Consider the following 25,189-nt stretch of genomic DNA (forward strand, 5'->3'; position numbering starts at 1 on the left):
ATAGAGGCTTCTAATTTTCTAACCATATGATCAGCTGGAACAAGCTCATCAATAGTACATAAAATAATGTGATCATGTTTAGTTTTATTTACTGTCATTGTCATATTAATTTCCTCCAAATGTGCACTTATATTATACCATATCATGACTTCTTTATCTTAAACAAAAAAGTCGTGGAGCCTCAAAGTTTGCACACTTGGAACGAAGTCATCCACGACCACTGATATATTATCACATAAACAACAAAATAAAAAGACTGCTGACAATTTTTTATTTGTCAACAGCCTGAGACGCATAGCGTCTTTTTTGTGCATGAGGATCATTCATTCTTGAATTGTTGATCATCTTATTTTGTTTTCTAAAATCGCGAGGTGAAAGACTGTGAGTATTTGAAAAAGCTTTAGAAAAAGATAACTGGTTAGCATAGCCACAAGAAAAAGCAATTTGATTAATAGTAAGATCACTATTAATCAATAGTTCTTCAGCCTGAATCATTCGATAACGTAATAAGAATTCTTGTGGTGAAAGATGTAAGTATTTTTTGAAGAGAGTTGATAAATAACTACGATTAATTGATAAATAATCAGCAATTTCATTTACTGTTACCATATATTGATAATTATTTTGAATATACTCAATTGCTTTATCAACATAAGGGTTATAGTTAATTTTATTTACTTTATAATTTACATTTGCACTTTTTGCTAAATAAGAAAAGAAAGTAAATAATTGTCCTTGAATAAATAATTCATTACTATAGCTGAGTTTATGATGAGCTAACATAGAAATAGTTAGTTCTCTTAATTCATCAAGATATTCACAATGAATAACTAAATTATTATCATTTAAATTACAACGATTTAGATATAAACGACTTTTATTGCCATCAAATCCAACCCATAAATATGTCCATGGATCATCATGGTCAGCTTGATAATATGTAACAACATTAGGCATAATCAAAAAAGCATCACCAGTTTTAATTGGATATACTTTATTATTAACGTGATACTCACCTTTGCCTTTAAGACAATAATGAATTAAATAATTTTGTCTTATTGCAGGGCCATATGAGTAATTAGGACTACATTCTTGCATACCACAGAATTTTAAATATAAATCTTCGAATGATTGATTTTCTATTTCTAATGAAGAATACATAGATTACCTCCTCTTTATAACTTATTATAACAAAATTATATTTAGATGTGTTCTAAAAATAGGCAGATTTCATATAAATAAGACGAAGAGAGGAGTTTACAATGGAAACGAAAAATATCTTACATGATATCGCTAAAAGATGTGATGGAGACATATATTTGGGGGTAGTAGGCCCAGTAAGAAGTGGAAAGTCTTCATTTATAAAACGTTTTATGGAAATGGCAGTTATTCCCTATATCGAAGATAAAGATGCACGATTAAGAGCGATTGATGAATTACCACAGTCAGGCAAGGGTAAAATGATAATGACAGTTGAACCTAAGTTTATACCTAATCAGGCTGTTGAAATGGTAATGGATGAAAGTTTTAAGGTTAATGTACGGTTGGTTGATTGTGTTGGTTATGTTATTGAAGGTGCAAAAGGATATAAAGATGATCAAGGAATTCGTTATGTTAAGACACCATGGTATTTAGAATCTATTCCTTTTGATCAAGCAGCTAAAGTAGGAACAAAGAAAGTTATTCAAGATCATTCAACGATTGGTATTGTAATTACTAGTGATGGTAGTATCTGTGATATTCCAGGTGATAATTATATTGAAGCTACAGATAGTATTATTGATGAATTACAAGAAATAGACAAACCTTTTATTGTGATTATTAATACAAAGGATGTTAATAGTAGTGAATGTAAAAGGGAGTATGAACGTTTAACTGAAAAATATGATGTACCAGTATTATCAATGGATGTTACAAATATGGAAGAACCAGAAATTGTTTCTTTATTAAAAGATGCATTATATGAATTTAAAATTAGTGAAGTACGTATTGAAGTGCCTAAATGGTTAGCAATGATGTCAAGTAATCATTGGTTAAAACAAACTTTAGATACATCATTAAAAGAATCATTGCAGTCGATAAAGAAATTTAAAGATGTTGAAAGAATCGGTGATGCAATTAGTGAGTATGACTTTGTTGATAAAGCTTATTTAACTGGAATTGATACAAGTACATCTAGTGCTACTTTGAAAATAGAAGAAAGAGATGGCTTGTATAATGAGATACTTGAAGAGATAATTGGAGATAAAGGATTTGATCAAGCAACATTCTTAACTTTTATTCAAGAGTTAGTTGATATAAAGAAAGAATATGAAGGTTTTTCTAATGCTATTAGAATGGTTAAACAAACAGGATATGGTTATGCTATTCCAAAACTAGATGAAATTGAGTTAAGTGAACCAGTGATTATTAAACAAGGACCTCGTTATGGAATGAAACTGGTATCAAAGGCTGGAACTACTTATATGATCAAGGTAGATATTGAAAGTACATTTGAGCCTATAATTGGTTCTAAAGAACAAGCAGAGGCATTTATTGAGTATTTAAATTCTAATGGTAATGATAAACAGGCTATTTTTGATTGTGATGTTTTTGGTCGTAAATTAGGTGATTTAATTGAAGAAGGAATGTATATTAAGTTAAATGCAATTCCAGAAAATGCTAGTTTAAGACTTCATGATATTTTATCAAAAATCGTAAATAAAGGGAAAAGTAATGTTATTGCAATTGTCCTTTAAAAAAGGCTAAGACATTAATTGTCTTAACCCTTTTTATTTAATATTTATACAATGAATATATAAATTTTAGTCAGTTGAGCATACGAAGTATGCGAAATAAAAAAACACACTATGCAGGTGGAGCGATAAAGGTGATTAAGTATAGCTCAAAAATCAAATTCATTGGCACATACGAAGTGGATGTGCAAATATCACATCGTCTTCACACCAAAGTATAGACTATAATTCAAGATCAATATTTCTTTTTTGTATGCAATATTACACTATAAATTAAATTCATAAGAATCATCAAGTAAAAAAATATAGATGATATATCTTTAAAAACTGTAAACATAACAATATCCTATTTTATAATAATTTAAGATATTTTATTCAGTTATATATTTTATAGATAAGAGTTTGTAATTGTAAAAACTTTAATAATTTACTCCTAAAAAACTCTAAGAAATAAATAAAGTTGTTATTTTTTGTAACTATTTTGTATATGTTTTATATCAAAATAATGACTTTTAAATATCCTATAAAAGTGCTTGAAATCAGTAATTTTTAATGTTATACTTTCGTGGTATTAGAATTATGGAGGTAGTTATGAATAAGAAAGAATTAGTTGAATCAGTATCTAAAGAAAGAAACTTGACTAAAAAAGATGCCGAAATTTTAGTAGATACAGTTTTTAATACAATTACACGTAGTGTTATTGAAGGAGATAAAGTATTAATCTCTGGATTTGGGACTTTCAAAGTAAACGATCGTAAAGCTCGTAAAGGAATTTCACCTAAAACACAAAAAGAAATGATTATTCCTGCTAGTAAGACAGTTACTTTTAAACCAAGTAATCGCTTAAAAGATGCAATGAATTAATATTGCATCTTTTATATTTTTAATTAAAAAATTTTTACGTCAATAAATAAGGTAATTATTATTTTTTTAATATTATTATTAAAAAGTTAATAATATAGTGTATAATAAATATAAAGGAGTTGAGAATATGCCGTTTTTTTATTATCCAATGTCGTCAACTTATATGATTGGTTATCTTTTGGTTGCCATTGGAACAATAATTATGATTTATGCTCAGATAAAAGTGAATAGTGCTTATAGTAAATTTGAGAAAATACCTAACAGTCGAGGGATGACTGGAGCAATGGTAGCTAGAGAAATTCTTGATCGAAATGGTCTACATGATGTTACAATAAATCAAGTGGGAGGAAAATTATCTGATCATTATAACCCTAGAAATCGCACAATTAATTTATCAAATGGAATTTATGATGGTACTTCAATTGCTGCTTTAGCAGTAGCAAGTCACGAATGTGGACATGCCATTCAACATTTAGTTGGTTATCGACCTTTAGTGTTTAGAAATGCAATTTTGCCATTATGTAATGTTGGGCAATATTTAGGGTGGATTGCTGTATTTATTGGATTGTTAATGGGAAATACTAGTGTAGCTTGGATTGGTGTTATCTTAATGTCAGGAATTTTACTTTTCCAAATTGTTACATTGCCAGTAGAATTTGATGCTTCATCAAGGGCTTTACAAATTTTAAAAACAAATTATCTTACAAGTGATGAATATAGTGGTGCTAAATCAATGTTATCTGCAGCTGCATTTACATATGTTGCTGCAATGTTGTCAACTGTTTTATCACTACTTAGAATAGTTTTAATAGTATTAGGCAATGATCGTGATTAATTTTATTTTTAGATTCAAAGTTCTTAAGCTTTGGATCTTTTTTCTTTATAAAAATAACAATTTGTAAATAGACCATTAAAAAACATAAATATATCTTACAATAATGATGATATTATTAATAAAAGGGAAACTATTAAAAAGAGATTAAGAAAGGGTATAATTATGGAGAAATGGAAAAAAAGTTTAATTGTTATTTTAGTGTTACTGATGTTTTTTTCGACATCAAATTTAAATGTTTTTGCTCATGATAGAACAAAGACTTCATTATCGACAGAAAGTGAGTATAAAATATATCCAATTCCACAATCAGCTATATATGATGGAGAGGAATTTACGATGAGTGAGTATGTAAACATTGTTTACGAAACACAAATCGACCAATATACAAAAAGTTTTTTGGAAGAATTACTTAGTAAGTATAATAGAAATTATGTAGTCAGTAATGAAATAAAAGAAGGAATGACAAATATTTTATTAGGAGTAAAAGATTCTAATCAGATTGCAGATAATTATTTAGATAATAATATTATCATTCAAGATAAACAATTGTATTCAAGAATCGATCCTTATGTTTTAGTAACAGATAATGATGTCATTACAATAGTTGGTAAAGATACTGATTGTACATTTTATGGTATAGCAACATTACAAATGATGTTTTCTTCTTTTAATGGGGATAAATTTTTAAATGTCCAAATTGAAGATTATGCAATGATGGAATATCGAGGATTCATTGAAGGTTTTTATGGTGGTTGGAATTATCAAGAACGTGAAAGTTTGATGCGTTTTGCTCGTGATATAAAAATGAATAATTATGTATATGCTTCAAAAACAGATTTATATCATACTGATAAATGGAATGAAAAATATCCACCTGAAGAGATTGAAAAAATAAAACATTTAGTAGAAGTAGGAAAAGAGACCAAATGTTATTATGCCTGGTCAGTCCATATTTCAGGTTTTTTTAGGGGATTGGATACATCAAATAATCAAGCATATGAAATGAGATATAATCAATTAATAGAGAAATTTTCTCAACTTTATGATTTAGGAGTTAGAAAATTTGATATTTTAAATGATGATTTTGGTGCTGGTACAAATGAAGATGTAGTAACATTATTAAACCGCTTAACTACAGAATTTATCAAACCAAAAGATTGTGAACCATTGACATATTGTCCTCAAGGATATAATAAAGCCTGGTCAGGAAACGGAAACGAGTTAGAGGCATTAAAATCATTAGATCAATCAATTATTATTTATTGGACAGGTGATGATGTTAATTCACCGATTACCCAAGAAACAGTTAATTATGTAAAAGAAAAAACAGGACATGATGCTTGTTTTTGGCTTAATTATCCAGTTAATGAACATGCTAAGTCTGGTATTTTCTTAGGAGATATTAGTCATTATGCAAGAAGTGATGTGATAGGATTAAAGGGAGCAGTTTCTAATCCTTCACGTTTTGCTCAAAGTAATAAAGCTGGATTATTTCAATTAGCTTCATTATTTTGGAATAGTACAGATTACCAAGATAAAGTCCAGACTATATGGCAAGATAGTTTTAGATATTTACAGCCAGAGGTTCAGGATGAATATTATTTGATTGCTAGCAATATTGCTAATTGCCCTGGTTCTTCAAGAGTACCAAATGGCTTTTTAGAATCAGAGTATCTTAAAACAGCTTTGGATAGTATTTTAAAGAAAGTAAATGCTGGTAATCTTTTGAAAAATGATGAGGAAGTTTATTATTTGATTAATGAATTTGAAGCGATTATTGAAGCTGTTAAAGGATTTAAAGAAAAATGTGAAAATCAAGATTTAATTAGAGAGCTGAATCCATGGCTTAATTCATTAAATGATATTGCTATAAGTGGAAAAGCTGTTTTAAATAGCATTTTAGCTATTCAAGATAATCAAATTGATGAAGCTTGGCAACAATTTTCTGTTGCTGGAAAGAAGCTTCAAACATGGGATGGTTATTCTACTATTGAAGGCGAAGTAAATAAAGCTAAAGCAGGAAGTAAACGAATTCAACCATTTGTTTATAAACTTGTTACTTATGCTAAAAATAATTTAACACCATTATTTGATAGCAATAATATAGATTTTATACCTTCGTTTTATTCTGTGTTAGGGGGAATAAGACAAGTCGATAATGATCAATCAGAAAAGATTTTTGATGGTGATCAAAGTACTTTTGGTCAATGGAATATTGTTCAAAAGGTGAATGATTATTATGGTATTGATATGGGAAAAGTTATTCCAATTGAAAATATAACTATTATTCAAGGTAAAAATGATAATGATCATGATTATTTTCATAAAGCTGTTTTAGAGTATTCGATTAATGGAGTAGATTTTACTCAATTAGGAGAACAATATGATGATACCATTAAAATAGAAAAAGACAGTTTAGATATAAAAGCAAGATATATTAGATTACGTTTAGTAGAAACTGGAACAGCTAATAAACCAGATTATTGGACACATATTCGTGAGTTTAGTGTGAATCAAAAAGAAGTTGTTAAAGAACGTATTTATACAAATATAGAATCTTTAAAACAAACTCCTTTAACAGTATCCAAAAAAGAATTTAGTATCAGAAATATTCAAGATTTAATATTCAAACCAAATGAATATGTTGGAATCAAAATGATAGGATTGTCAATAGGTTCAGATATTGAATTTATAAATATAGGATTTGATAATCTAACTTTGCAAGTATCTCGCAATGGAATTGAGTGGGAAAATGTTAATGATTTTACCGATTCAAAAGTATTTAAATATTTACGAGTTATAAATTTAACCAATAAAGATATCAGTGGACAAATCAATAAATTAGCAGCTACAATATCTAATTTACAGATAAATCCAACTATAAGTGATACTAATTTAAAAAATGATTTAAAAGAAGGTAAGTGGGAAAATCTTTTTGATGGTAATTATAGTAGTTATATTTGGACAAATGAAGCACAGAAAGAAAATGATTATATAATGATAGATCTAGGTGTTACAACTGCTTTATATGATGTTAAAATAGTTACTGAAGATGGGAATCCAAGATTATATAATGCGAAAATAGAGATGTCTGTTGATAAGCAAAATTGGACTACAATTGCAACAGTAGAAAATGATAATTCTATTTTTGAGGTACCTTATCGTTATGTTGAAGGAAATGGTAATGGTGAGGATGCTAGATATATAAGAATCTTAATTACAGGAAATTCTGGCTATTATTTAAAATTATGTGAAGTTGAGATTAATAAAAATGTATCACAAAATAATGATACTACTAATATAGTCAGTTCATTAGATGGTAATGTAAATAATTGTATTGATAATGATATATCTACAGTTTTCACTGTTGATAAGCCAACAGTGAATAATGATTATGTTGAATATCAATTGATTGAAAATACTAAATTAAAAAACTTTACAATTCTACAGGATGGACAAAATATTGTTCTTGCAAAAGTAAAAGTAAGAACGATTGATGGTTATAAAGAAGTAGGAATTTTTGATAAAGCGGCTAAGAAATTTGATGTATCAGATTTAAAACAAAATATTTTAGCGATTCGAATTGAGTGGCAAGCGGGTCAATTACCTGCTATTTATGAAATATTTACGGAAACAGATGGTAAGGATACAGATGATATAGGGGAATATGTTGAACATATTATTTTAGAAGATGTTGATGAATTAACTAATATTGCATATTTAAAAGAAGTAGTAGTTTCAGGGACTAGTGATGGGCAAAAAGAGAATGTCACAGATGGAAGTGATGCCAAATGGGATAGTAATTTTATTAAAGGACCTAATGCTAGTGAAAATGCATGGGTATATGTAGATTTAGGTGATAATGTAAATATTATTAATGAAATAACTATGAAATACTTTAATAAGGTTTATCCTACTAAATATCATATTCAGATATCTAATGATCATGAAAACTGGATAACAGTGGAAAGTCTTGAAAAGCCACATAATGGACCAACTTATCCAATTGATAATGTCAAGTTTCAAACACCAGTTACAGCTCGTTATGTCAGATTGCTTTTTGAAGAGTTGAATAGTGTTGCAGCTGGAAATGGTGTGGGATTAAAAGAATTAGAAATAATAGGAAAACATAATAATAATTATCAGATACATTCTGTAAAACAACTTGATGATTTAAAAGTGGAAATAAATACACCTGGTAATCAATTAGATTTACCTAAATTAATAAATATTTCTGTTTTTGATGCGATGCAAAATGAACAGTTTATTCAGGTACCAGTTATTTGGGATCTAACACGTTATAAAGATGATGTTGATGGAATATGTAATCTAAATGGAATACTCGATATTAATTCAAATATCAATAATCCTAATAATTATGGTGCAAGTATAAACATAATTGTGGGAAAAGGCGAAGATGAAGTAGATAAATCAGTTTTAGAAACTATTTTAGCTGATGTTAAAAATATCGACCTATCTATATATACAAATGATTCAGTAAAAATTTTAAAACAAGTATATGATAATGCTGATAAGGTTTATCATAAAGAAGAAGTTAAACAAAATGAAATTGATGAACAAATAGAATTATTACATGTTGCAATAAATAATTTATTATTAAAGGTCACAGTAAAAGTTGAAAATTTAGCTTTAAATAAAAATGTAACAGTTTCAGGGACTAGTGATGGTAAAGCTGATAATTTAGTTGATGGTGATATGCAGACAAAATGGGATAGTAATTTTATTAAAGGACCAAATGCTAGTGAAAATGCCTGGGTTATTATTGATCTTGATCAAGGGACCAGCTTGATTGAGCAAATAAAGATTTCTTATCATAATTTAGTTTATCCAACTAAATATGATATATTAGTATCTAATGATAAAGAAAATTGGACTTGTATAAATACAATAGAAAAAGAGCATAATGGTCCAACTTATCCTGTTGATACAATTTCATTTGATCAGTTAGTAGCCTGCAGATATTTAAAACTGAATTTTAAAGAGTTAAATAATGTGGCTATTGGTAATGGTGTAGGTATTAAAGAAATTGAAGTAATGGGTAGAAAGATTAATGAAGAAGCGATTGTTTGGAATATTCCTGAGGTTTTTGAAATTGTTGTAGATAAGGGAATAAATATTGAGGATTTGAAGACAATGCTACCAAAAGTTATTCTAGTTGAAGTAGCAGTTAAGGGAAGTTTATCATATCAAAGTGATAATTTATTTATGGTTTTAATGCCAGTTGAATGGGGTTTAGATGAGTTTAGTGATAGTGAAAAGGTTATTTTGATAGATGGAAATATTGAAGGAATGGGGTTGATTAATAATTATAATAATCTTAAAGCTTGTTTAAAAATCATTATAAATGATGACCATATTAATATTACTAATAAAGAGCAATTAAAAGAATTATTAGATAAGGCTGATAGAATAAAAGATTTAGACCAATATACAATTGAAAGTAAAGAAAGATTTTTAGAGGCTTTGATGCAGGCAAAGATTATCTACAATGATGAATCAAGTAGTCAAATAATGATAGATAAAGCTAGGGCAGTTTTAAATGAAGCAATTAATTCTTTAGAAAAAAAAGTAATTATAAAAGATAATTTAGGAAGATTAATTTCTGAGGTAGAAGGTTTAAATGGATTAGATTATACTGATGTTAGCTGGGAGTTTTTATCAGAGGTTTTAAAAAAGGCAAAGATTATATTTAATCAAATTGATTGTTCACAAGAAGAGATAGATAATTGCTGTATTGAATTAGAGGATGCAATTAATAGATTAGTAAAAAAGAAAGTAGATATAATTGTTTCAAAGAATCCTAATAGTGTAAATACTGGGGATAGTAATATAGAAAAAGAGTATTTTGCTTTATTAGCTATTAGTTGTTTAGGTATAATAATTAAAAAAAGAAAAGATTAAAAAGCAAGATATATGGAGTCGAAAGACTCCATATATTATTTCGATTTTTCTTTTATAATCAAGGAATTGATAGTATAATAGGCATAGAAAGTTGGTGGAGTTTTGAAATTTTTACGTAAACATAGATTTGATTTTCTAATGGCTTTTTTAGTGTTAGTTTTTATTATAGTAAGTTTTTATATGCTTTGGGTCCATGTTCCTTATTCTAAACATAAAAATGATTTAGCTAAGGTTCAACAGAAAATTATTGCAGAAAATAAATATGATAGTGCTGATTATTTTAATCGTTATGATGGTGAAAAAAGTTATTATATTATCCACGCTAAAAAGGAAGATAAAGAACAATATGCTGTATTTAATGATAAACATAAGTTTATTAAATCGTATAGTGGAGATATTGTTGATCAACAGGTGTGTATAGATGCTTTTAAGGAAAAATATAAGAAAGACCCCGATGTGGTTGAAATAGGATATGAGAATGAAATATTTGTTTATAGTTTATTATATCGTGGTAATAATTCATTGATTTATGCTTTTTATGGAATTGATAATGGAGAATTTATAAAGGCATATCGGATAGACAATAGTAGGTAATAATTATGTATAAAGAATTGATAAGAAATAAATGTATTGATATTAGTCGTTTGCTATTATTAAGGGCAAAGGAGTTACAAATAAATGATAATGAGTGTCATATTTTAATGCTTGTGTATACATTAAAGGATATTGGAATACAAACAGTAACCCCTCAAATGATACAGAATTATTCAATGTTATCAAATCAGGAGCTTAATAAAGTACTAGCGTCACTATTAAATAAAAATCTAATATATAATCGCTTGGGTTCAATTAGTTTGAATAATCTTGAACAAAAATTATTACAAGAAAATAATAAAACAGAAGAAGTGGAAACAGAAGTTAATCTTATTAGTATTTTTGAAGAACAGTTTGCAAGAGCTTTATCACCAATTGAACTTAACATTATTAAAGATTGGAAAAATTGTGAATATAGTGATGAAATGATTATAAAAGCTTTAAAGGAAGCTGTTAAAAGCCAAGTACTTAATTTTAGATATATTGAAGGGATACTTTCTAATTGGGCTAAAAACGGTATTAAACAGCGTTATATAGAGCAAGAAGAGCCAAAACGAACTGTACCGATTAGTGAGTATAAATGGTGGGAAAATGAATAAAGAAAAAACAAGTCGAGTATTAGATTATTTTGAAGAATTATTTCCAAATGCTTATTGTGAATTAAATCATGAAACAGATTTTCAATTATTGGTTGCAGTAATGCTATCAGCACAAACAACAGATAAAAAGGTTAATCAATTAACTGAAACGTTATTTAAGAAATATCCAACAGTTGAAGCAGTAAGTCAGGCATCAATATCTGAATTAGAACAAGATATAAAAACTATTGGATTATATCGAAATAAAGCAAAAAATCTTTTAGCTATGTCCAAAGTGTTAATTGAAGAATTTAATGGCAAAGTACCAAGTGTTCAAAAAGAATTAGAAAGTTTACCTGGAGTTGGTCGTAAAACTGCAAATGTTGTTCGATCGGTAGCTTTTGATATTCCAGCTTTTGCTGTAGATACTCATGTAGAAAGAATTTCTAAACGATTGGGATTTGCAAAAAAAGAAGATAGTGTCTTAACAGTTGAAAAAAAACTATGTCGCTCTATTGACCGTTCACGATGGAATAAATCACATCATCAATTTATTTTTTTTGGTAGATATTTTTGTAAAGCAACTAATCCTAATTGTCAAGAATGTAAGTTATCTGATATGTGTAAGGATCCAATAAAAAAGAAATATTTAGAAAAAGTAAAATGTTAGAATATAATAAAAAAGTTAGGACTTAATATATTCTAACTTTTTTATTATGTGCATAAAGTATGATATGTATTTAGTTGGTGAAAGTCCACATAGGTCAAGTGTAGTTAAGAACGAAAGAAGGGCAGTTTTGAGGTCTGCAAACAGAAACTTGATATAAGGCTGTAAATAAAGGTGGAAGTCTAAAAGATAAACATAAAACCAATGATTCTTAGGATTTCTCTACAGAAATAGGGGGATAAAAGTAGAATGAAATTATCTGGTAAATGTCGAGAGGAACTAATTTGAAAAATATGTGTAGTATAGACAAATGCCAAGATATAAGAATAAACCAGATTGCAAAAGGATGGATAAACTATTATTGAAAAAAATTTATCAATCAATTTGGGCAATGGATAAGACATAAAATAATAGTCATAATAATCAAACAATGGAAGAAACTATTAAAGATATATAGAAGTTTACAAGAGCTTAATAAGAAACTATCATGTTATTTTAAAGATGAAAAAATTTGTGTAGTGGTAAACCTAGGCTTGGCTAGTATAAATAAGCCAATGGTAATGTAGTAAATTACAGATATTCTAGCTATAAGAAAAGGGAAAAGACTAAATGTTTTGGTCAATTCCCTTGGATAGTTGATAAATGTAGCACTATATGAGACTCACACATACAGTGGGTTGAAATAAATTAATTTCTCTCTATTCTATTACTCTGTTGAGGTATCTGAATTACCAATAGTAAATGTTATTGTATCAGTAATTGTTTTAACATCATCAGATTCGCTGATTTTAATACGATATTGGACTCCAGGAGTCAAATTAAATTCTTTTGTTCCACTACCAGTAAAAATAGTTTCATCTCCAGCAGGAGTACCATCCATTGTAAATACTTGAATAATAATTTTATTTGAACTATTTTGAGCATTTACTTTAATATTTATTACATTTGATGAAGTAGTACTTCCATTTGTAACAGTGGTTCCATCAGAAGTAATTGTATAATTTACTTTGTTATCTGCTTTATTTGATCCAACTGATTTAGTAATTTTATTGGAAGTTTTATTAGGTGCTTTGTGGAAGCGATAATATCCAGTAACATCAACTTTACCACTAGGAGTAAAATCAATAGTTCCAGAAGATTGATTTAATGTTGCTGTATGTAAGATATCGTGACTATTAGGATCACTAATTTCAACAACATATTCTATTACACCATACATTTTTGTAGCCTCAGTAGCATTTTCATCAGTTGCTGCATTTGCAGGTTCATATTCACTAAAATCTACTGTAATTTTTCCATTGCTAGAAAGTGAAGCACTAAATGATGATAAATGATTAATATTGTATTCTATTGCTGTTTCATTTGGTCCTGTCCCTTTTTTAGCCCAACCAGTATAGATTTTATCAGATGGAGTACTAGAATTTGGACTAACGTAAGGATAAACACCAGCAAGAATCTTAATTTCTTCTACTGTATCAGGTTTATCAGGATATGATTTTTTATCTGAAGTGTTTTTTTCAAGATATTTTAATAATTCACCAACGACTTTTGCTGGATATGCTTTATATTTTGAGGTGTTTTTTCCAGCAGCTAAAGCTTTTTCTTCAAATCCCATCCAGACAGAACATGTATAGTCAGGAGTATATCCAGTCATCCATAAATCTTTGCTAGCACCACTATTGGTATTTGAGGTACCAGTTTTAGCACCAATATTTTCAATACCTTTTAAATATTTATAATTTCCACTATTACTATTTGAATAACTTAACATAGTTTCACGAATCATAAATGAAACATCATCACCAATACTTTGTTTTGCTTTTGCTTGAATATTTTTATCAATATTATATGTTTTGTCACTATCAGTAACTTCTACATAATTGACAGTATGAGATTCAATGTAGACACCATTGTTAGCAATTGTAGCATATGCACCAGCAAGTTCAATTGGACTGACACCATTTGCCCATCCTCCAATTGCATAAGGCAAAGTTAAATTCTCATCTTCGGTTGACATATCAATACCTAATGATTCCATATCAGCAATTACCTCTTTAGAAGAAGCTGCTTCTAAAACTTCCTCAAAAGTTGATACAGCAGGAATATTCCAAGATTGAAGTAGTGCTTCTTTGATTGGCATAGAACCATGGAAACTATTATCCCAGTTTTTAGGAGTATAACTTCCAAATGATTTTTGTTCATCAACAACTGTGTGAACAGTTGACCAATCTAGATATTTATATGCTAGACCATAATCAATAATTGGTTTCATTGAAGATCCAGGTTGTCTTTTTAAGGTTGCTTTATTTTTATCTCCTGCCTTATAATTTCGACCACCAATTACAGCAATAATTCGTCCATCTTGAGTAGATTGAATACTTCCAGCCATTTGCATATCTTCATCAGTATAGTCATATGTTTCACCATTAGCAAATTCAGTTGCCTTTTTTTGTATTTCTTGATTACAATAAGTATAGATATTCATTTGTGTTTCTGCAGGATCTAGACCAGTTTTTTCTTTTACTTCAGCAGTTACTAAATCAACATATGATGCTAAAGCATTATCTGAAGCCATATTTGATTGAGATAGCATATTTTCAATTTTAACTTGTTTTGCTAGATCACATTCTTCTTGAGTAATATATCCATGATTAACCATTAAATCTAAAATTACATTACGGCGTTTATTAGCTAAGTCAAGATTGTAGTATGGATCATATGCACTAGGTGAATTTAAAGTACCTGCTAATAGGGCTGCTTCAGGTAAAGTGAGTTGTGATACTTCTTTATTGAAATAATATTTACTAGCTGCAGCGATTCCAATTGAACTAGTACTGCGTCCAAAATAGATTTTATTTAAATATAAAGTAAGAATTTCTTCTTTACTTACTTCTTTAGTTGCTTGAATTGCTAAAAAGATTTCACTGATTTTACGAGTATAAGTTTGTTCTTCTTTAGGGAAATATGATTTTTTAATTACCTGTTGAGTAATTGTTGATCCCCCTCCACGAATACTAAAATGTGCTAAATTAGTTATTAACGTTTTAGCAATACGTGGTAAATCAAAACCATCATGTTCAAAGAAGCGTGAATCTTCAGCTGCTATTACAGCATCAATCAATACTTGTGGTAAATCTTCATAAGTAATGTTTTCACGTTTACCATTAACATCACTACCATATGTGTACATTAATTCACCATTAACATCATAGATTTTGCTTGCTTCACCAGAAAGTAGACGCTGAGTTGAAAAATCTTCAGTTTCTTTGTATACAGACCATGCAAAAAAACATCCACCTGAAAGGCAAACGACAATAATTATAATGATAAAACTTGTAAAAACTTTTTTCCAATTCAATCTTTTTTTCTTATTTTCTCTTGTAGTAGGGTTATTTGTCATTTTCGTGACCTCCTAAATAATACTGATCAATAATTTTTAAATAATTTAAACGTGGATTAAATCCTTGTTCAATCAAATGTCCTTTTTCTTTAATACTTTGATAAGATATTGATTTTTGACCAGTTTGATTATATGCTTCAATTATATATGAAGCATCAATTAAGTATACCTCATTTAGATGGGTAAAAGCAATAATAACAAATGCAATTCCATGATGATTAATAATACTTTTTAAATGCTCAATTTGATGAACACTAATATTAGTAAAAGGAAAATTTAATTTTTTAGTTTCTTTAGCTTCAAAATCTAAATATTTTCCTTTATATATCCCATTATAATCAGTTGTTGAAGGTGTTTTAAAATATGCTTCAACAATTCTAGCAGCAGATCTTTTGGGATAGTCGACTTTTACGATTTGAATAGGTGTTGGCTTTTTATGAATATTAGCGATACCATTAGCTAAATAATATTTATTTGTTAAATTCAAATCTTCCTCTAGATTCATTCCACGATGTCGAGTATTTAATTTTCCATCAATCAGTTTAGTTTGACGAATAGTCGTCTTTTTCATGTTGGGATAATTAACCATAATTGCTCCTTTTATTACTTTATGTAGGTATTATACCATAACTATGATAAAATATCATAATATCTTGTTAGTTTCCTAAAACATTGTAAATTTAGTTAAATTTAATAACAAATATATTAATCACTTGCATTTAATAAAGATTTTTGTTTCAATATATTATATAGATAGGAGTTGATTAACTTGGAACCAAAAATTTTGTTAAGTCCAAAAAAAATAGTTGCTAAAGAATTTAAAGTTGATTTTAAAGGTTATAATGCTGAAGAAGTAGATCATTTTTTAGATATTATTGTTAAAGATTATGAATCTTTTGCAGCTATGTTAAATGCTTCATATGATAAGATTGATCAATTAGAAGCTCGATTAAGTGAACAAAAGATTAAAATTGCTAAACTAGAACGTGAAAAAGCACTTCAAGATGATAATATCCATGCAATGGAAGAAAATCTTTCAACAAATGTTGATATTTTAAAGAGATTGTCTTTATTAGAAAAAGTAGTATTTAATCAAAATAAATAGTAAGACATACCGATAAGGTGTGTTTTATTTTACAAAAATTCAATCAAGTTATATTTTAGACTTGTTTTCTTCTTGAAAATAAGTAAAATATAGAAGACTCGTAGAAAGCGATTGCTACAAAAGTAGAGGAAAGTCCAGGCTTCCACAAGCTGCGATGCTTGTAGTGTTTGTACATGGCGAATTAATAAGTCATGGTAGCGTGAGCTAACGACAGGCCTAAGACCTAAACATAAGTATGGTTGATAAGCTATAAAGTGCCACAGAAACTATTCTAATCGAAAGATTAGCTGAAAAGAGGTAAACTCTGCAAGGAAGAAACCCAAATTTGGTAGGGGAATCATCTTGAAGGAATTGAACTGAAAGATGGATGCATATGCATAGATAAATAATCGTTTGAAAAACAGAACTTGGCTTACAAAGCGAGTCTATTAGCTGATATTACTCAGCTTTTTTTATTTGGGTCTGCTATTTTATTTATAAAAGGGGCAGTTATGGATAAATATGATTTAGTAAATTGGTATTTTGAAAAATTAGTTTTGAAATCATTTCGTCAAATCGGAAATGATTGTTCATTATGTGAAGTGTTATATTTAAAGTTTAAATTTATTAAGAGTGAACATTCATTTTTTAAAGAAGCTTTTAAATCTAATGATTATTATTGTATTTATGAATTTTATACAGAAATTATTGAAAATAATTTGAATCATCAAATAGACAAGGAGCTTGATTTTTTACTGAAAATGTATTGTAAAGGTTCAATTGATATGACAGTTGATTGGGTATTAAATGATATGTCAATAAACATTGATGATGTAGTTGCTTTATTGAGAGAAGCATTGCCAAAAAGATTAGAACCATTTATATTAAGTATCTAAAATCAAGAATCATAAATGTGATATTTGCTAATATCTGTAACTTGAATTTTTAAATATTAGTATGTTAATACTTTATCAAGAAATAAAGAAGATGTTTTAATATGGCAAACAAATTTATTTTAAATGAATTTAGTTATCATGGAAGTGGAGTGATTAATGAAATTATAATAGGAGCAAAAGCATGTGATTAAAAAAGCATTAGTATGCTTTAATACTGATCTAATTAAATTTGGAGTAATAAAAAAAGTTGAATTTGAACTTCTCTTATTATAAAAGGGAAGTTTTTTTATTGTGAAATTCAAACGAAGTATGAATTTATGACTTTAGTCAGTTGAGTATACGAAAAGTAGGCGAAACAAAAAAACACGTGCTATGCACATGGAGCAGTTAAGAAGTTATACAAAGATTTGAAATAAATAATATGTTTTTATTTTTGATTGTAAATTATTTATTGGGTATAATTTTTCAAGAGATTGGCTCTTTTATAGAATACAAATTATTTGCAAAAAAGTTTATATTATATTTTTATTTTGTGTATATCAATTTTATGAACTTGTTTATTTTATGATAGGTTTCTTTGGATGAGATATGTTTTTATGATAAGAAATACTTGCTGTTTAATATTGATAAATAAACAATGAATAATTCCTTAATAAAAGTAATATTTATTAATTTTGTTCTAATTATGATAAAATATAGTGTGTAAGGAGGGATGACAATGGAAATTCGTCCAGTATCAGATTTAAGAAATAAATTCTCTGAAATTGAGAAAAAAGTTAAAGAAGGAAAACCAGTATATCTTACTAAAAACGGATATGGAAGTATGGTTGTATTAAGCATTGAATAATATTCTTAGTTAACTGAAGATATAGAAATGAAATTAGACGAGGCTGATCGATTTGCAAAGTCTACAAAAGAACGCTTAACACATGATGAAGTTTTCAGCAATATCAGGGATTGGTTAAATGGATAAAAAGTACTATATAAAATATTTACAATTATTTAAACATGATTTAATGGAGATTACAAATTATATAAGCAATATCCTTCAAAATCCAGATGTTGCTATTTGTTTAGTAGATGAATTGGAAATGGCTATTTTAAATAGAGCTAAAAGCCCATCTGGTTATGAGCCTTATCAGAGTTTAAAACAAAGAGAACATCAATATTATCGAATTTATGTTAAGAATTACACTGTATTTTATATTTTAATTAATGATACAATGGAAATAAGACGTATTTTATACAATAGAAGAAATTTCTCACAATCATTATAAATTGTTTATGAATGATAATCTAATATGAAAAATGCAGAAAAAATGAATGAAATGCTTTATGTAAAAGTAGAAGATGAATATATTGCATTTATTGAACGTTTAAAGAAATTGTCACAAGATGTTGGAATACCAAAAGATTTAAAAGAAATTGTAAAAATTGAAGATTTGGATTTCTTATCTTAGTCAGCTTTTGATGATGTTTGTCGACCTAGTAATTCAAGAGAAATAAGTGTTGTTAAAATTAAAGAATTATATAAATCATTGTTATAATAATATAGAGTTGAACAATTTTATTATGTTGATTTGTTCAATTTTTTTATTTATGTGTATTTGTTAATGTATAGTTAATAAAAAAATAATAATATTAAATCGAAATATTAAAAAAAGAAGACGTATATTTTTTAAGAATCTTTCATAAAATAAATGTGATTAGGTTATTGTCAATAATAATAATTATGATATAATTTAGGTGTTTATAAGAGGTTTTCAATTAAATAGAAAAAGGAGGATAGCTCGTGGGAAATATTAGTGAACATGTAAAAAGAGAACGTGAGGCTAGGGGCATTACATTAGAGGAATTGGCCAAAGGGACATTTATTTCTGTAGCTGTCTTAAGAGATATAGAATCAGGGGCATTTGATAAGTATAAAGGTGATGAACTATACTTAAAAATGTATTTAAGAAAGATTGCTAAATATTTAGGATTAGAAGAAAAAGAGCTTGATGCAGAATTTGAAGCATTAACACAGGAGATACAATTAGAAGAAATAGGACGAGGTAAAAAGAATAAACGAGTTGTAGAGGAAAATAAAAAAAATGTGACTATTTCTGGAAAAGTAAGTGATACTTTTAAAGATTTAAAAAACACAAAACCCAAAAAGCCGATTTCTAATAAAAGGGTATATGAAGATCGATATTTAATGAGATATTTTAAATATGCTTTAGTTGTTTTAGTTTGTGTAGCAATTATTTTTGTAGTCTGGTATTCAATTGTTGCAAGTAAAACTCCTAGTGATGGAAAAGATTTTAATGACAACAAAACACCTACTGTTGAGGGTAATAATGATAAGGGTGTTCAAGATACAGATGACAATAATGATAAAAAAGATGATGATAAAGATAAGAAAGACAATGATAATGATAAGAAAGATGATGGGGAAACAAATAAAGCTGTTGAAATTACAAAAAATGGCAGTTTAAATTACAGTTTTAAATTAAAACCAGGACAAGAAACTTTTAAATTTAAAGTTGAATTTGTGGGACGTTCATGGTGTCGGTTAAATGTAAATGGAGCTGAATATGAGGGATTTAAGAGCGGTATTTATAATGATGCTAATAAAAGTAATTCGTTAGATGCAGCACCTGAGACAGTTGAATTAGAATTTAATGCTGGAGATTTTCAAAATCTAGAGTTAACATTTGGGTATTTTATGGGACATCGTTTTTATATTAATGATACTTTATTAGAAGTAGATCCAAGTGAATATAGTGGGGGAAGAAAGACCCTTGAAATAACGCAGGTGAAATAATGAATTTACCTAATAAATTAACAATTACTAGAGTATTATTAGTACCTTTATTGATTTTAATATATATGTTTCCTTATGATATGGCAGGAATTAATATTCCTGTCTATCATATCTTAAATACTGATATATCATTAATAAATATAGTTATTTTAGTCATTTTTATAATTGCTTCTATTACTGATTATTTTGATGGACAAATAGCAAGAAGAAAAAAGCTGATTACAACTTTTGGTAAATTTGCTGATCCAATTGCTGATAAATTACTTATTAATACGATTTTTTTATTGTTAGCAGGTGATGGAACAATTAATATTATAATTCCAATAATTATGATATCTCGTGATACAATAGTTGATGCAATTAAAATGTCAGCTGCTAGTAAACAAGTAGTAGTTGCTGCTAGCAACTTAGGAAAATTAAAGACAGTTAGTCAAATGATAGCTTTAGCATTTTTATTAGTCAATAATTTTCCTTTTTCAAGTTTGGGCATTGATGTAGCGACGATTTTGGCTTGGGTTGCAACGATAATATCTGTAGTTAGTGGAATTGATTATTTTATAAAAAATAGAGAAATGCTTATGGAGACAATGTAATGGATGAATTAGCAAAAGCATTAATACAATATAATATAAGTATATCTAGTGTAGAAAGTTTTACAGTAGGTAACTTTGCCGCAATGCTAGGAAGTATTCCTGGCATTTCTAAGGTTTACAGAGGAAGTTTAGTAACTTATCAGAGTGAAACAAAGGAAAGATTACTAGGAATATCACATGATATAATAAAAAAATATGGGGTTGTTAGTAAAGAGACTGCTTCTTTAATGTGCATTAATGGTAAACAAATCTTAAATAGTGATATATGTGTATCGTTTACTGGTAATGCAGGTCCCGAAGCAATGGAAGGAAAACCTGTAGGTCTTGTGTATATTGGTATTTTATATGAAGGTGTAAATATTTATGAATTAAATTTAAAGGGATCACGTACCGAAATTCAACAACAGGCAATTGATTTTGTAATTAAAAAATTAATTGAAAAAGTTAAAGTAAATTAGTTTTTTTTGAAGTATATAAAAATAGGAGGAAGTTATTATGGCTGAAGCAAAAACAAAAGAGAATAAAGAAGAAGCTAAAAGGGCTCAAGCATTGGATGATGCAATTAAACAAATAGAAAAGAAATATGGAAAAGGTTCAGTAATGAAATTAGGAGATCGTAGTGCGGTTAGTATTGATGTAATACCAACTGGTTCTTTAACGCTGGATTTAGCACTTGGGATTGGCGGATATCCTAAAGGACGAATTATTGAGATTTATGGACCTGAATCAAGTGGGAAAACAACGTTAACACTTCATGCCATAGCAGAATGTCAAAAACAAGGAGGTAGAGCGGCTTTTATTGATGCTGAACATGCAATTGATCCTGTCTATGCCCAAAGTTTAGGTGTAGATATAGATGAATTAATTTTATCGCAGCCAGATTCTGGGGAACAGGGATTGGAAATTGCAGAAACTTTAGTTCGTTCTGGAGCAATTGATTTAGTAGTGGTTGACTCTGTGGCAGCTTTAGTTCCTCAAGTTGAATTAGATGGTGAAATGGGTGATGCCCAAATGGGGCTGCAAGCTCGTTTAATGTCTAAAGCATTAAGGAAAATAGCTGCAGAACTAAATAAATCTGAGTGTACGATTATTTTTATTAATCAGTTAAGAGAAAAGATAGGTGTAATGTTTGGTAATCCTGAAACAACTACTGGTGGTAGAGCGTTAAAATTTTATTCTTCAATACGAATTGAGATTCGTCGTAGTGAAGCAATTAAACAAGGTAGCGATATTGTAGGAAATAAAACAAATATTAAGGTTGTAAAAAACAAAGTAGCCCCACCATTTAAAACAACACAGGTTGATATTATCTATGGAAAAGGTATTTCTCGTGATGGTGAGGTCCTTGATTTAGCTGTAGAAAAAGATATTGTAGAAAAAAGTGGAGCCTGGTACGCATATAAGGGTGAAAAGATTGGACAAGGACGTGAAAATGCTAAAACATTTTTAAATACTCATCCTGAGATAATGGATGAAATTACTCAAGCTATCATTAAATCTTTAGAAATAGAAGAAAAGTAGGTTTAAAATGGGATAATAAAAAAGATTTAAAGTTATTATTTATAATTTTAAATCTTTTTAAATATCGAAAATTTATTTTATGATGAAATTCAAGAGTCTAACAAGGGTAATTGGTATTGTTCGAGAATTAAATTGGTTTTTAAAACAGAATATTTATTTTTTAATGCTAAAAGAATCGCTGCATCAAATTTAACTTTTGGATATAGATAACCATTGTTAGATAATGATAATAGATTATTAGTTTCCCTAATATCTAACTGCATTGCTAGAGCTAGTTGGATAACTTTATTACGACTAGGAATCTTTGTGCCATTAAAAATTTGATATGCATAAGTTCGATGTAAATTAGCTTTATTGATTAGAATGCTTTTACTCATATTCTTTTTAGCTAAAAGAGCTTCTAAATAATCAACAAAATTAATTTCAGGAACTTGTTTTAAAAGTGTTTCAAGAGTTAAATGTTCGTTTTTATTAATAATATCTAATAATTGAGTTGTTGAAATCATTTTTATCACCTATACTTAGGATATAATATAAAAATCTATGTTGCAAGGAGAAATGTATGGATATTTGTGAACTTTATGATGAATTAGAAGTAATTAAAGAAAATAAATATAAAAAGCTTTCACTTGTACGTAACCAAATTGATCATCTTTTATATTTAAAAAGGGAAATTGCTGCTCATAATAAAGAAATATATTATCAATTAGCTAAAAATGATAGTAAGTATTGGCCTAAAATATATCAGGTACAGGAATCTGATAATAAAATAATTGTTATTGAAGAATATATTAATGCACCCACATTAGAAGATGTTTTATTAAATGAGTCATTGTCTAAAGAAAAAGTTATAAATATTTTCTCTCAAGTATGTTATGCTGTTTTAAAACTACATCAAATGAATCCTTCAATAATTCATCGAGATATTAAACCAGGTAATATATTTTATGTACATGGCAAAATTTATTTATTTGATTTTGATATTTCAAGAAATTATCAATTAGAAAAAAATAAAGATACACAGGTTTTGGGAAGTGTAGGATATGCAGCACCAGAACAATTTGGATTTGGGCAAAGTAATAGGCAAAGTGATATTTATGCACTTGGGGTACTTTTAAATGTATTATTGATTAATAAATTACCAAATGAGACAATTTATTCAGGTGAAGAAGGAAAAGTGATTAGAAAAGCAACTAGCATTGACCCGAATCAAAGATATACATCTGTTAAAGAATTATTAAATGATCTCAACATAAAAGAAGAATCTTCTGTAAAAGAGTCAACATATAGTTTACCAGGATTAAAAAGTGATAATAAGATTAAAAGAATTTTATCATTTATAAGTTATGTGATAATATTTTTATTTTGTTATAGTGCACCAGTTACATCAAATGGTGTTTTAGCAACAGGAATAATTGCTTTTTTATATCGAACATATATGTATATGATGATAATGACTATAATTTTAGTTATTGCTAATTATTGTGGTGTACATAATTATTGTTTTTTCTCAAAATCTAAATATTTTATATTTCGGTTACTTGGAATTGTTTTATATCTTATTTTAGCATTATTTATTGAATTAATGGCTATAAGTTTAATAATAGCTTTTTTTGAAATTAACTAATGTATGCTAAAAGCAGACCAATTGACTAATTAAAAAATATATAATTTTCTTGTGAAAAGGGAGGATTATATATGAAAATTTTACGTAAGTTTAAAGAATTATCACTAATGAAAAAAATACTATGTTTCATAGTAATTATTGGATTGATTGGAATAGTTGCTGGTGGCAGTTCTAATGGTGAAACAAAGAAAAAAGAGGATGAGCCTACTAATGAAGTAACAAATGAAAAGGAAGAATATAAAATAGGTGAAGTAGCTAAGGTTGGTGAAGTTGATTATTTGATTAATAATGTTGAGGTAACTAAACAAATTGGTAGTGAATATGTAAATACAAAAGCAAAAGATACTTTTTTAATTATTGATATTTCAATTACTAATAATGAAAAAGAATCTTTAACTGTAGCTGATAACTTTTTTAAATTATTAAATGGTGAAAATGAGTATTCAGCAGATAGTACAGGTGCCATCTATTTAAATGATAATTCAATTATTTTTAAAGAATTAAATCCTGGGGTTACATTGCAAGGAAAAATAGTATTTGATGTACCTGAATCAGTTGCAATGGCAAATGAAACAAAATTGCAGGTTCAAACAGGTATTTGGGGTAGTGAAAAAGATGTAATTTCATTGTCTAGATAAAATTTGTTATATAACGATATGGGGCTGTAACGAGTGAATAACTCATTTCAGTTTCAAAAAACATAGTCATCTGTGCAATGGCATGAATTTAAGAATAATTATATTTCGGTAATCTAAAATAACTTGGGGTTCTGGGGTTTTAGATACTAAAAAATCATGGTATTAATTACTAAATTAAAAGAATCAGCTGTATATTAGTCAAATTAGATTAATCAGTTGATTCTTTTTATATGAAATAATATGATAATTGTATAATCACATTATTCTAACCTTTATATCAAATTATTATGAAGGGGCAAATATTATATGGAGCAATCTAGAATTGATTTATCAAGATATAGATTAGAGCAGGCAGAGCAATGTATTATTTCTAAGTTCTATATAAGATTGGAGATTTTATAGAAGTTATTGATTTTGTCAAGCATTCAG

General features: G+C 27.9%; 22 protein-coding genes, 1 other RNA gene and 1 pseudogene. 20 read left to right on the forward strand and 4 right to left on the reverse strand.

Annotated features, from left to right (window positions below; genetic code table 11):
* Positions 1-270 precede the first annotated feature (270 nt).
* Complete coding sequence (locus tag BMW96_RS07970) at positions 271-1,161, reverse strand: AraC family transcriptional regulator (protein WP_092354256.1); 891 nt, start codon at positions 1,159-1,161, stop codon at positions 271-273.
* A gap of 101 nt (positions 1,162-1,262) precedes the next feature.
* Here BMW96_RS07970 and spoIVA point away from each other — a divergent pair, with 101 nt between their 5' ends.
* The 8 genes and pseudogenes from spoIVA (at position 1,263) to nth (ending at position 12,198) form a co-directional block, all read left to right on the forward strand.
* Positions 1,263-2,738: a stage IV sporulation protein A gene (gene spoIVA, locus BMW96_RS07975; protein ID WP_092354258.1), complete on the forward strand. Its 1,476-nt coding sequence runs from the start codon at positions 1,263-1,265 to the stop codon at positions 2,736-2,738.
* Positions 2,739-2,879: 141 nt separating this feature from the next.
* Positions 2,880-2,957 (forward strand): annotated as a pseudogene (locus tag BMW96_RS14135) (IS200/IS605 family transposase); the annotation flags it as partial.
* Positions 2,958-3,326: 369 nt separating this feature from the next.
* Positions 3,327-3,599 (forward strand): HU family DNA-binding protein, encoded by a 273-nt coding sequence (locus BMW96_RS07980; protein WP_092354260.1) that lies wholly within the window; start codon positions 3,327-3,329, stop codon positions 3,597-3,599.
* A gap of 127 nt (positions 3,600-3,726) precedes the next feature.
* Complete coding sequence (locus tag BMW96_RS07985; protein WP_092354262.1) at positions 3,727-4,434, forward strand: zinc metallopeptidase; 708 nt, start codon at positions 3,727-3,729, stop codon at positions 4,432-4,434.
* Between the two features lie 162 nt (positions 4,435-4,596).
* Positions 4,597-10,356, forward strand: a complete 5,760-nt coding sequence (locus tag BMW96_RS07990; protein ID WP_092354264.1) for a beta-N-acetylglucosaminidase domain-containing protein — start codon at positions 4,597-4,599, stop codon at positions 10,354-10,356.
* Between the two features lie 102 nt (positions 10,357-10,458).
* A complete protein-coding gene (locus BMW96_RS07995; protein ID WP_092354267.1) occupies positions 10,459-10,950 on the forward strand; it encodes a hypothetical protein in 492 nt (163 codons plus the stop codon).
* A 5-nt stretch (positions 10,951-10,955) separates the two neighbouring features.
* On the forward strand, positions 10,956-11,549 hold the full coding sequence (locus BMW96_RS08000) for a DnaD domain-containing protein (RefSeq protein ID WP_092354269.1): 594 nt from the start codon (positions 10,956-10,958) through the stop codon (positions 11,547-11,549).
* Positions 11,542-12,198: an endonuclease III gene (gene nth, locus BMW96_RS08005; protein WP_092354271.1), complete on the forward strand. Its 657-nt coding sequence runs from the start codon at positions 11,542-11,544 to the stop codon at positions 12,196-12,198. The genes BMW96_RS08000 and nth overlap by 8 nt, the downstream gene beginning before the upstream one ends.
* Before the next feature lie 703 nt (positions 12,199-12,901).
* Here nth and BMW96_RS08010 read toward each other — a convergent pair.
* Together BMW96_RS08010 and recU are read right to left on the reverse strand one after the other, a co-directional pair.
* Positions 12,902-15,595, reverse strand: coding sequence for a transglycosylase domain-containing protein (locus tag BMW96_RS08010; RefSeq protein WP_092354273.1), 2,694 nt, complete (start codon positions 15,593-15,595; stop codon positions 12,902-12,904).
* On the reverse strand, positions 15,585-16,184 hold the full coding sequence (gene recU / locus BMW96_RS08015) for a Holliday junction resolvase RecU (protein ID WP_092354276.1): 600 nt from the start codon (positions 16,182-16,184) through the stop codon (positions 15,585-15,587). Before recU ends, BMW96_RS08010 begins: the two co-directional genes overlap by 11 nt.
* A 180-nt stretch (positions 16,185-16,364) precedes the next feature.
* Here recU and BMW96_RS08020 point away from each other — a divergent pair, with 180 nt between their 5' ends.
* The 10 genes from BMW96_RS08020 to recA all read left to right on the forward strand — a co-directional run bounded on the left by BMW96_RS08020 (position 16,365) and on the right by recA (position 22,495).
* Positions 16,365-16,700: a DivIVA domain-containing protein gene (locus BMW96_RS08020; protein ID WP_228762306.1), complete on the forward strand. Its 336-nt coding sequence runs from the start codon at positions 16,365-16,367 to the stop codon at positions 16,698-16,700.
* A gap of 104 nt (positions 16,701-16,804) precedes the next feature.
* Positions 16,805-17,116, forward strand: an RNA gene (rnpB, locus tag BMW96_RS08025) — RNase P RNA component class B.
* A gap of 75 nt (positions 17,117-17,191) precedes the next feature.
* Positions 17,192-17,575 carry a TetR-like C-terminal domain-containing protein gene (locus BMW96_RS08030; protein WP_162207481.1) on the forward strand — a complete coding sequence of 128 codons (384 nt, stop codon included), beginning with the start codon at positions 17,192-17,194 and terminating at the stop codon, positions 17,573-17,575.
* A 718-nt stretch (positions 17,576-18,293) separates the two neighbouring features.
* Positions 18,294-18,422: a type II toxin-antitoxin system Phd/YefM family antitoxin gene (locus tag BMW96_RS08035; RefSeq protein ID WP_092354279.1), complete on the forward strand. Its 129-nt coding sequence runs from the start codon at positions 18,294-18,296 to the stop codon at positions 18,420-18,422.
* Between the two features lie 118 nt (positions 18,423-18,540).
* A complete protein-coding gene (locus tag BMW96_RS08040) occupies positions 18,541-18,852 on the forward strand; it encodes a type II toxin-antitoxin system RelE/ParE family toxin (RefSeq protein WP_092354281.1) in 312 nt (103 codons plus the stop codon).
* Positions 18,853-18,876: 24 nt separating this feature from the next.
* Entirely contained in the window at positions 18,877-19,035 is a 159-nt protein-coding gene (locus BMW96_RS14140; RefSeq protein ID WP_177165831.1) for a hypothetical protein, read from the forward strand.
* A 332-nt stretch (positions 19,036-19,367) separates the two neighbouring features.
* Positions 19,368-20,381, forward strand: a complete 1,014-nt coding sequence (locus BMW96_RS08050; protein WP_092354283.1) for a helix-turn-helix domain-containing protein — start codon at positions 19,368-19,370, stop codon at positions 20,379-20,381.
* Positions 20,381-20,974: a CDP-diacylglycerol--glycerol-3-phosphate 3-phosphatidyltransferase gene (gene pgsA / locus BMW96_RS08055; protein WP_092354285.1), complete on the forward strand. Its 594-nt coding sequence runs from the start codon at positions 20,381-20,383 to the stop codon at positions 20,972-20,974. Before BMW96_RS08050 ends, pgsA begins: the two co-directional genes overlap by 1 nt.
* Positions 20,974-21,432 carry a CinA family protein gene (locus BMW96_RS08060; RefSeq protein WP_092354287.1) on the forward strand — a complete coding sequence of 153 codons (459 nt, stop codon included), beginning with the start codon at positions 20,974-20,976 and terminating at the stop codon, positions 21,430-21,432. Before pgsA ends, BMW96_RS08060 begins: the two co-directional genes overlap by 1 nt.
* 37 nt (positions 21,433-21,469) lie before the next feature.
* Entirely contained in the window at positions 21,470-22,495 is a 1,026-nt protein-coding gene (gene recA / locus BMW96_RS08065) for a recombinase RecA (RefSeq protein ID WP_092354289.1), read from the forward strand.
* Between the two features lie 89 nt (positions 22,496-22,584).
* Here recA and BMW96_RS08070 read toward each other — a convergent pair whose 3' ends face one another.
* Positions 22,585-23,001: a helix-turn-helix domain-containing protein gene (locus BMW96_RS08070; protein ID WP_092354291.1), complete on the reverse strand. Its 417-nt coding sequence runs from the start codon at positions 22,999-23,001 to the stop codon at positions 22,585-22,587.
* A 56-nt stretch (positions 23,002-23,057) separates the two neighbouring features.
* Between BMW96_RS08070 and BMW96_RS08075 the strand changes: the two genes are divergently transcribed.
* Together BMW96_RS08075 and BMW96_RS08080 are read left to right on the forward strand one after the other, a co-directional pair.
* Positions 23,058-24,122, forward strand: a complete 1,065-nt coding sequence (locus tag BMW96_RS08075) for a protein kinase domain-containing protein (protein WP_092354293.1) — start codon at positions 23,058-23,060, stop codon at positions 24,120-24,122.
* Between the two features lie 71 nt (positions 24,123-24,193).
* Positions 24,194-24,760, forward strand: a complete 567-nt coding sequence (locus BMW96_RS08080) for a DUF4352 domain-containing protein (RefSeq protein ID WP_092354295.1) — start codon at positions 24,194-24,196, stop codon at positions 24,758-24,760.
* Positions 24,761-25,189 lie beyond the last annotated feature (429 nt).

Origin of the sequence: Thomasclavelia cocleata (assembly GCF_900102365.1) — a bacterium.
Lineage (GTDB): Bacteria > Bacillota_I > Bacilli_A > Erysipelotrichales > Coprobacillaceae > Thomasclavelia > Thomasclavelia cocleata.

Bases quoted from the DNA above. Each gene is read 5' to 3' on its own strand.
- BMW96_RS07970 (WP_092354256.1), bottom strand. From the start codon at position 1,161: ATGTATTCTTCATTAGAAATAGAAAATCAATCATTCGAAGATTTATAT.
- spoIVA (WP_092354258.1), top strand. From the start codon at position 1,263: ATGGAAACGAAAAATATCTTACATGATATCGCTAAAAGATGTGATGGA.
- BMW96_RS07980 (WP_092354260.1), top strand. From the start codon at position 3,327: ATGAATAAGAAAGAATTAGTTGAATCAGTATCTAAAGAAAGAAACTTG.
- BMW96_RS07985 (WP_092354262.1), top strand. From the start codon at position 3,727: ATGCCGTTTTTTTATTATCCAATGTCGTCAACTTATATGATTGGTTAT.
- BMW96_RS07990 (WP_092354264.1), top strand. From the start codon at position 4,597: ATGGAGAAATGGAAAAAAAGTTTAATTGTTATTTTAGTGTTACTGATG.
- BMW96_RS08000 (WP_092354269.1), top strand. From the start codon at position 10,956: ATGTATAAAGAATTGATAAGAAATAAATGTATTGATATTAGTCGTTTG.
- nth (WP_092354271.1), top strand. From the start codon at position 11,542: ATGAATAAAGAAAAAACAAGTCGAGTATTAGATTATTTTGAAGAATTA.
- BMW96_RS08010 (WP_092354273.1), bottom strand. From the start codon at position 15,595: ATGACAAATAACCCTACTACAAGAGAAAATAAGAAAAAAAGATTGAAT.
- recU (WP_092354276.1), bottom strand. From the start codon at position 16,184: ATGGTTAATTATCCCAACATGAAAAAGACGACTATTCGTCAAACTAAA.
- BMW96_RS08030 (WP_162207481.1), top strand. From the start codon at position 17,192: ATGGATAAATATGATTTAGTAAATTGGTATTTTGAAAAATTAGTTTTG.
- BMW96_RS08035 (WP_092354279.1), top strand. From the start codon at position 18,294: ATGGAAATTCGTCCAGTATCAGATTTAAGAAATAAATTCTCTGAAATT.
- BMW96_RS08040 (WP_092354281.1), top strand. From the start codon at position 18,541: ATGGATAAAAAGTACTATATAAAATATTTACAATTATTTAAACATGAT.
- BMW96_RS14140 (WP_177165831.1), top strand. From the start codon at position 18,877: ATGAAAAATGCAGAAAAAATGAATGAAATGCTTTATGTAAAAGTAGAA.
- pgsA (WP_092354285.1), top strand. From the start codon at position 20,381: ATGAATTTACCTAATAAATTAACAATTACTAGAGTATTATTAGTACCT.
- BMW96_RS08060 (WP_092354287.1), top strand. From the start codon at position 20,974: ATGGATGAATTAGCAAAAGCATTAATACAATATAATATAAGTATATCT.
- recA (WP_092354289.1), top strand. From the start codon at position 21,470: ATGGCTGAAGCAAAAACAAAAGAGAATAAAGAAGAAGCTAAAAGGGCT.
- BMW96_RS08070 (WP_092354291.1), bottom strand. From the start codon at position 23,001: ATGATTTCAACAACTCAATTATTAGATATTATTAATAAAAACGAACAT.
- BMW96_RS08075 (WP_092354293.1), top strand. From the start codon at position 23,058: ATGGATATTTGTGAACTTTATGATGAATTAGAAGTAATTAAAGAAAAT.
- BMW96_RS08080 (WP_092354295.1), top strand. From the start codon at position 24,194: ATGAAAATTTTACGTAAGTTTAAAGAATTATCACTAATGAAAAAAATA.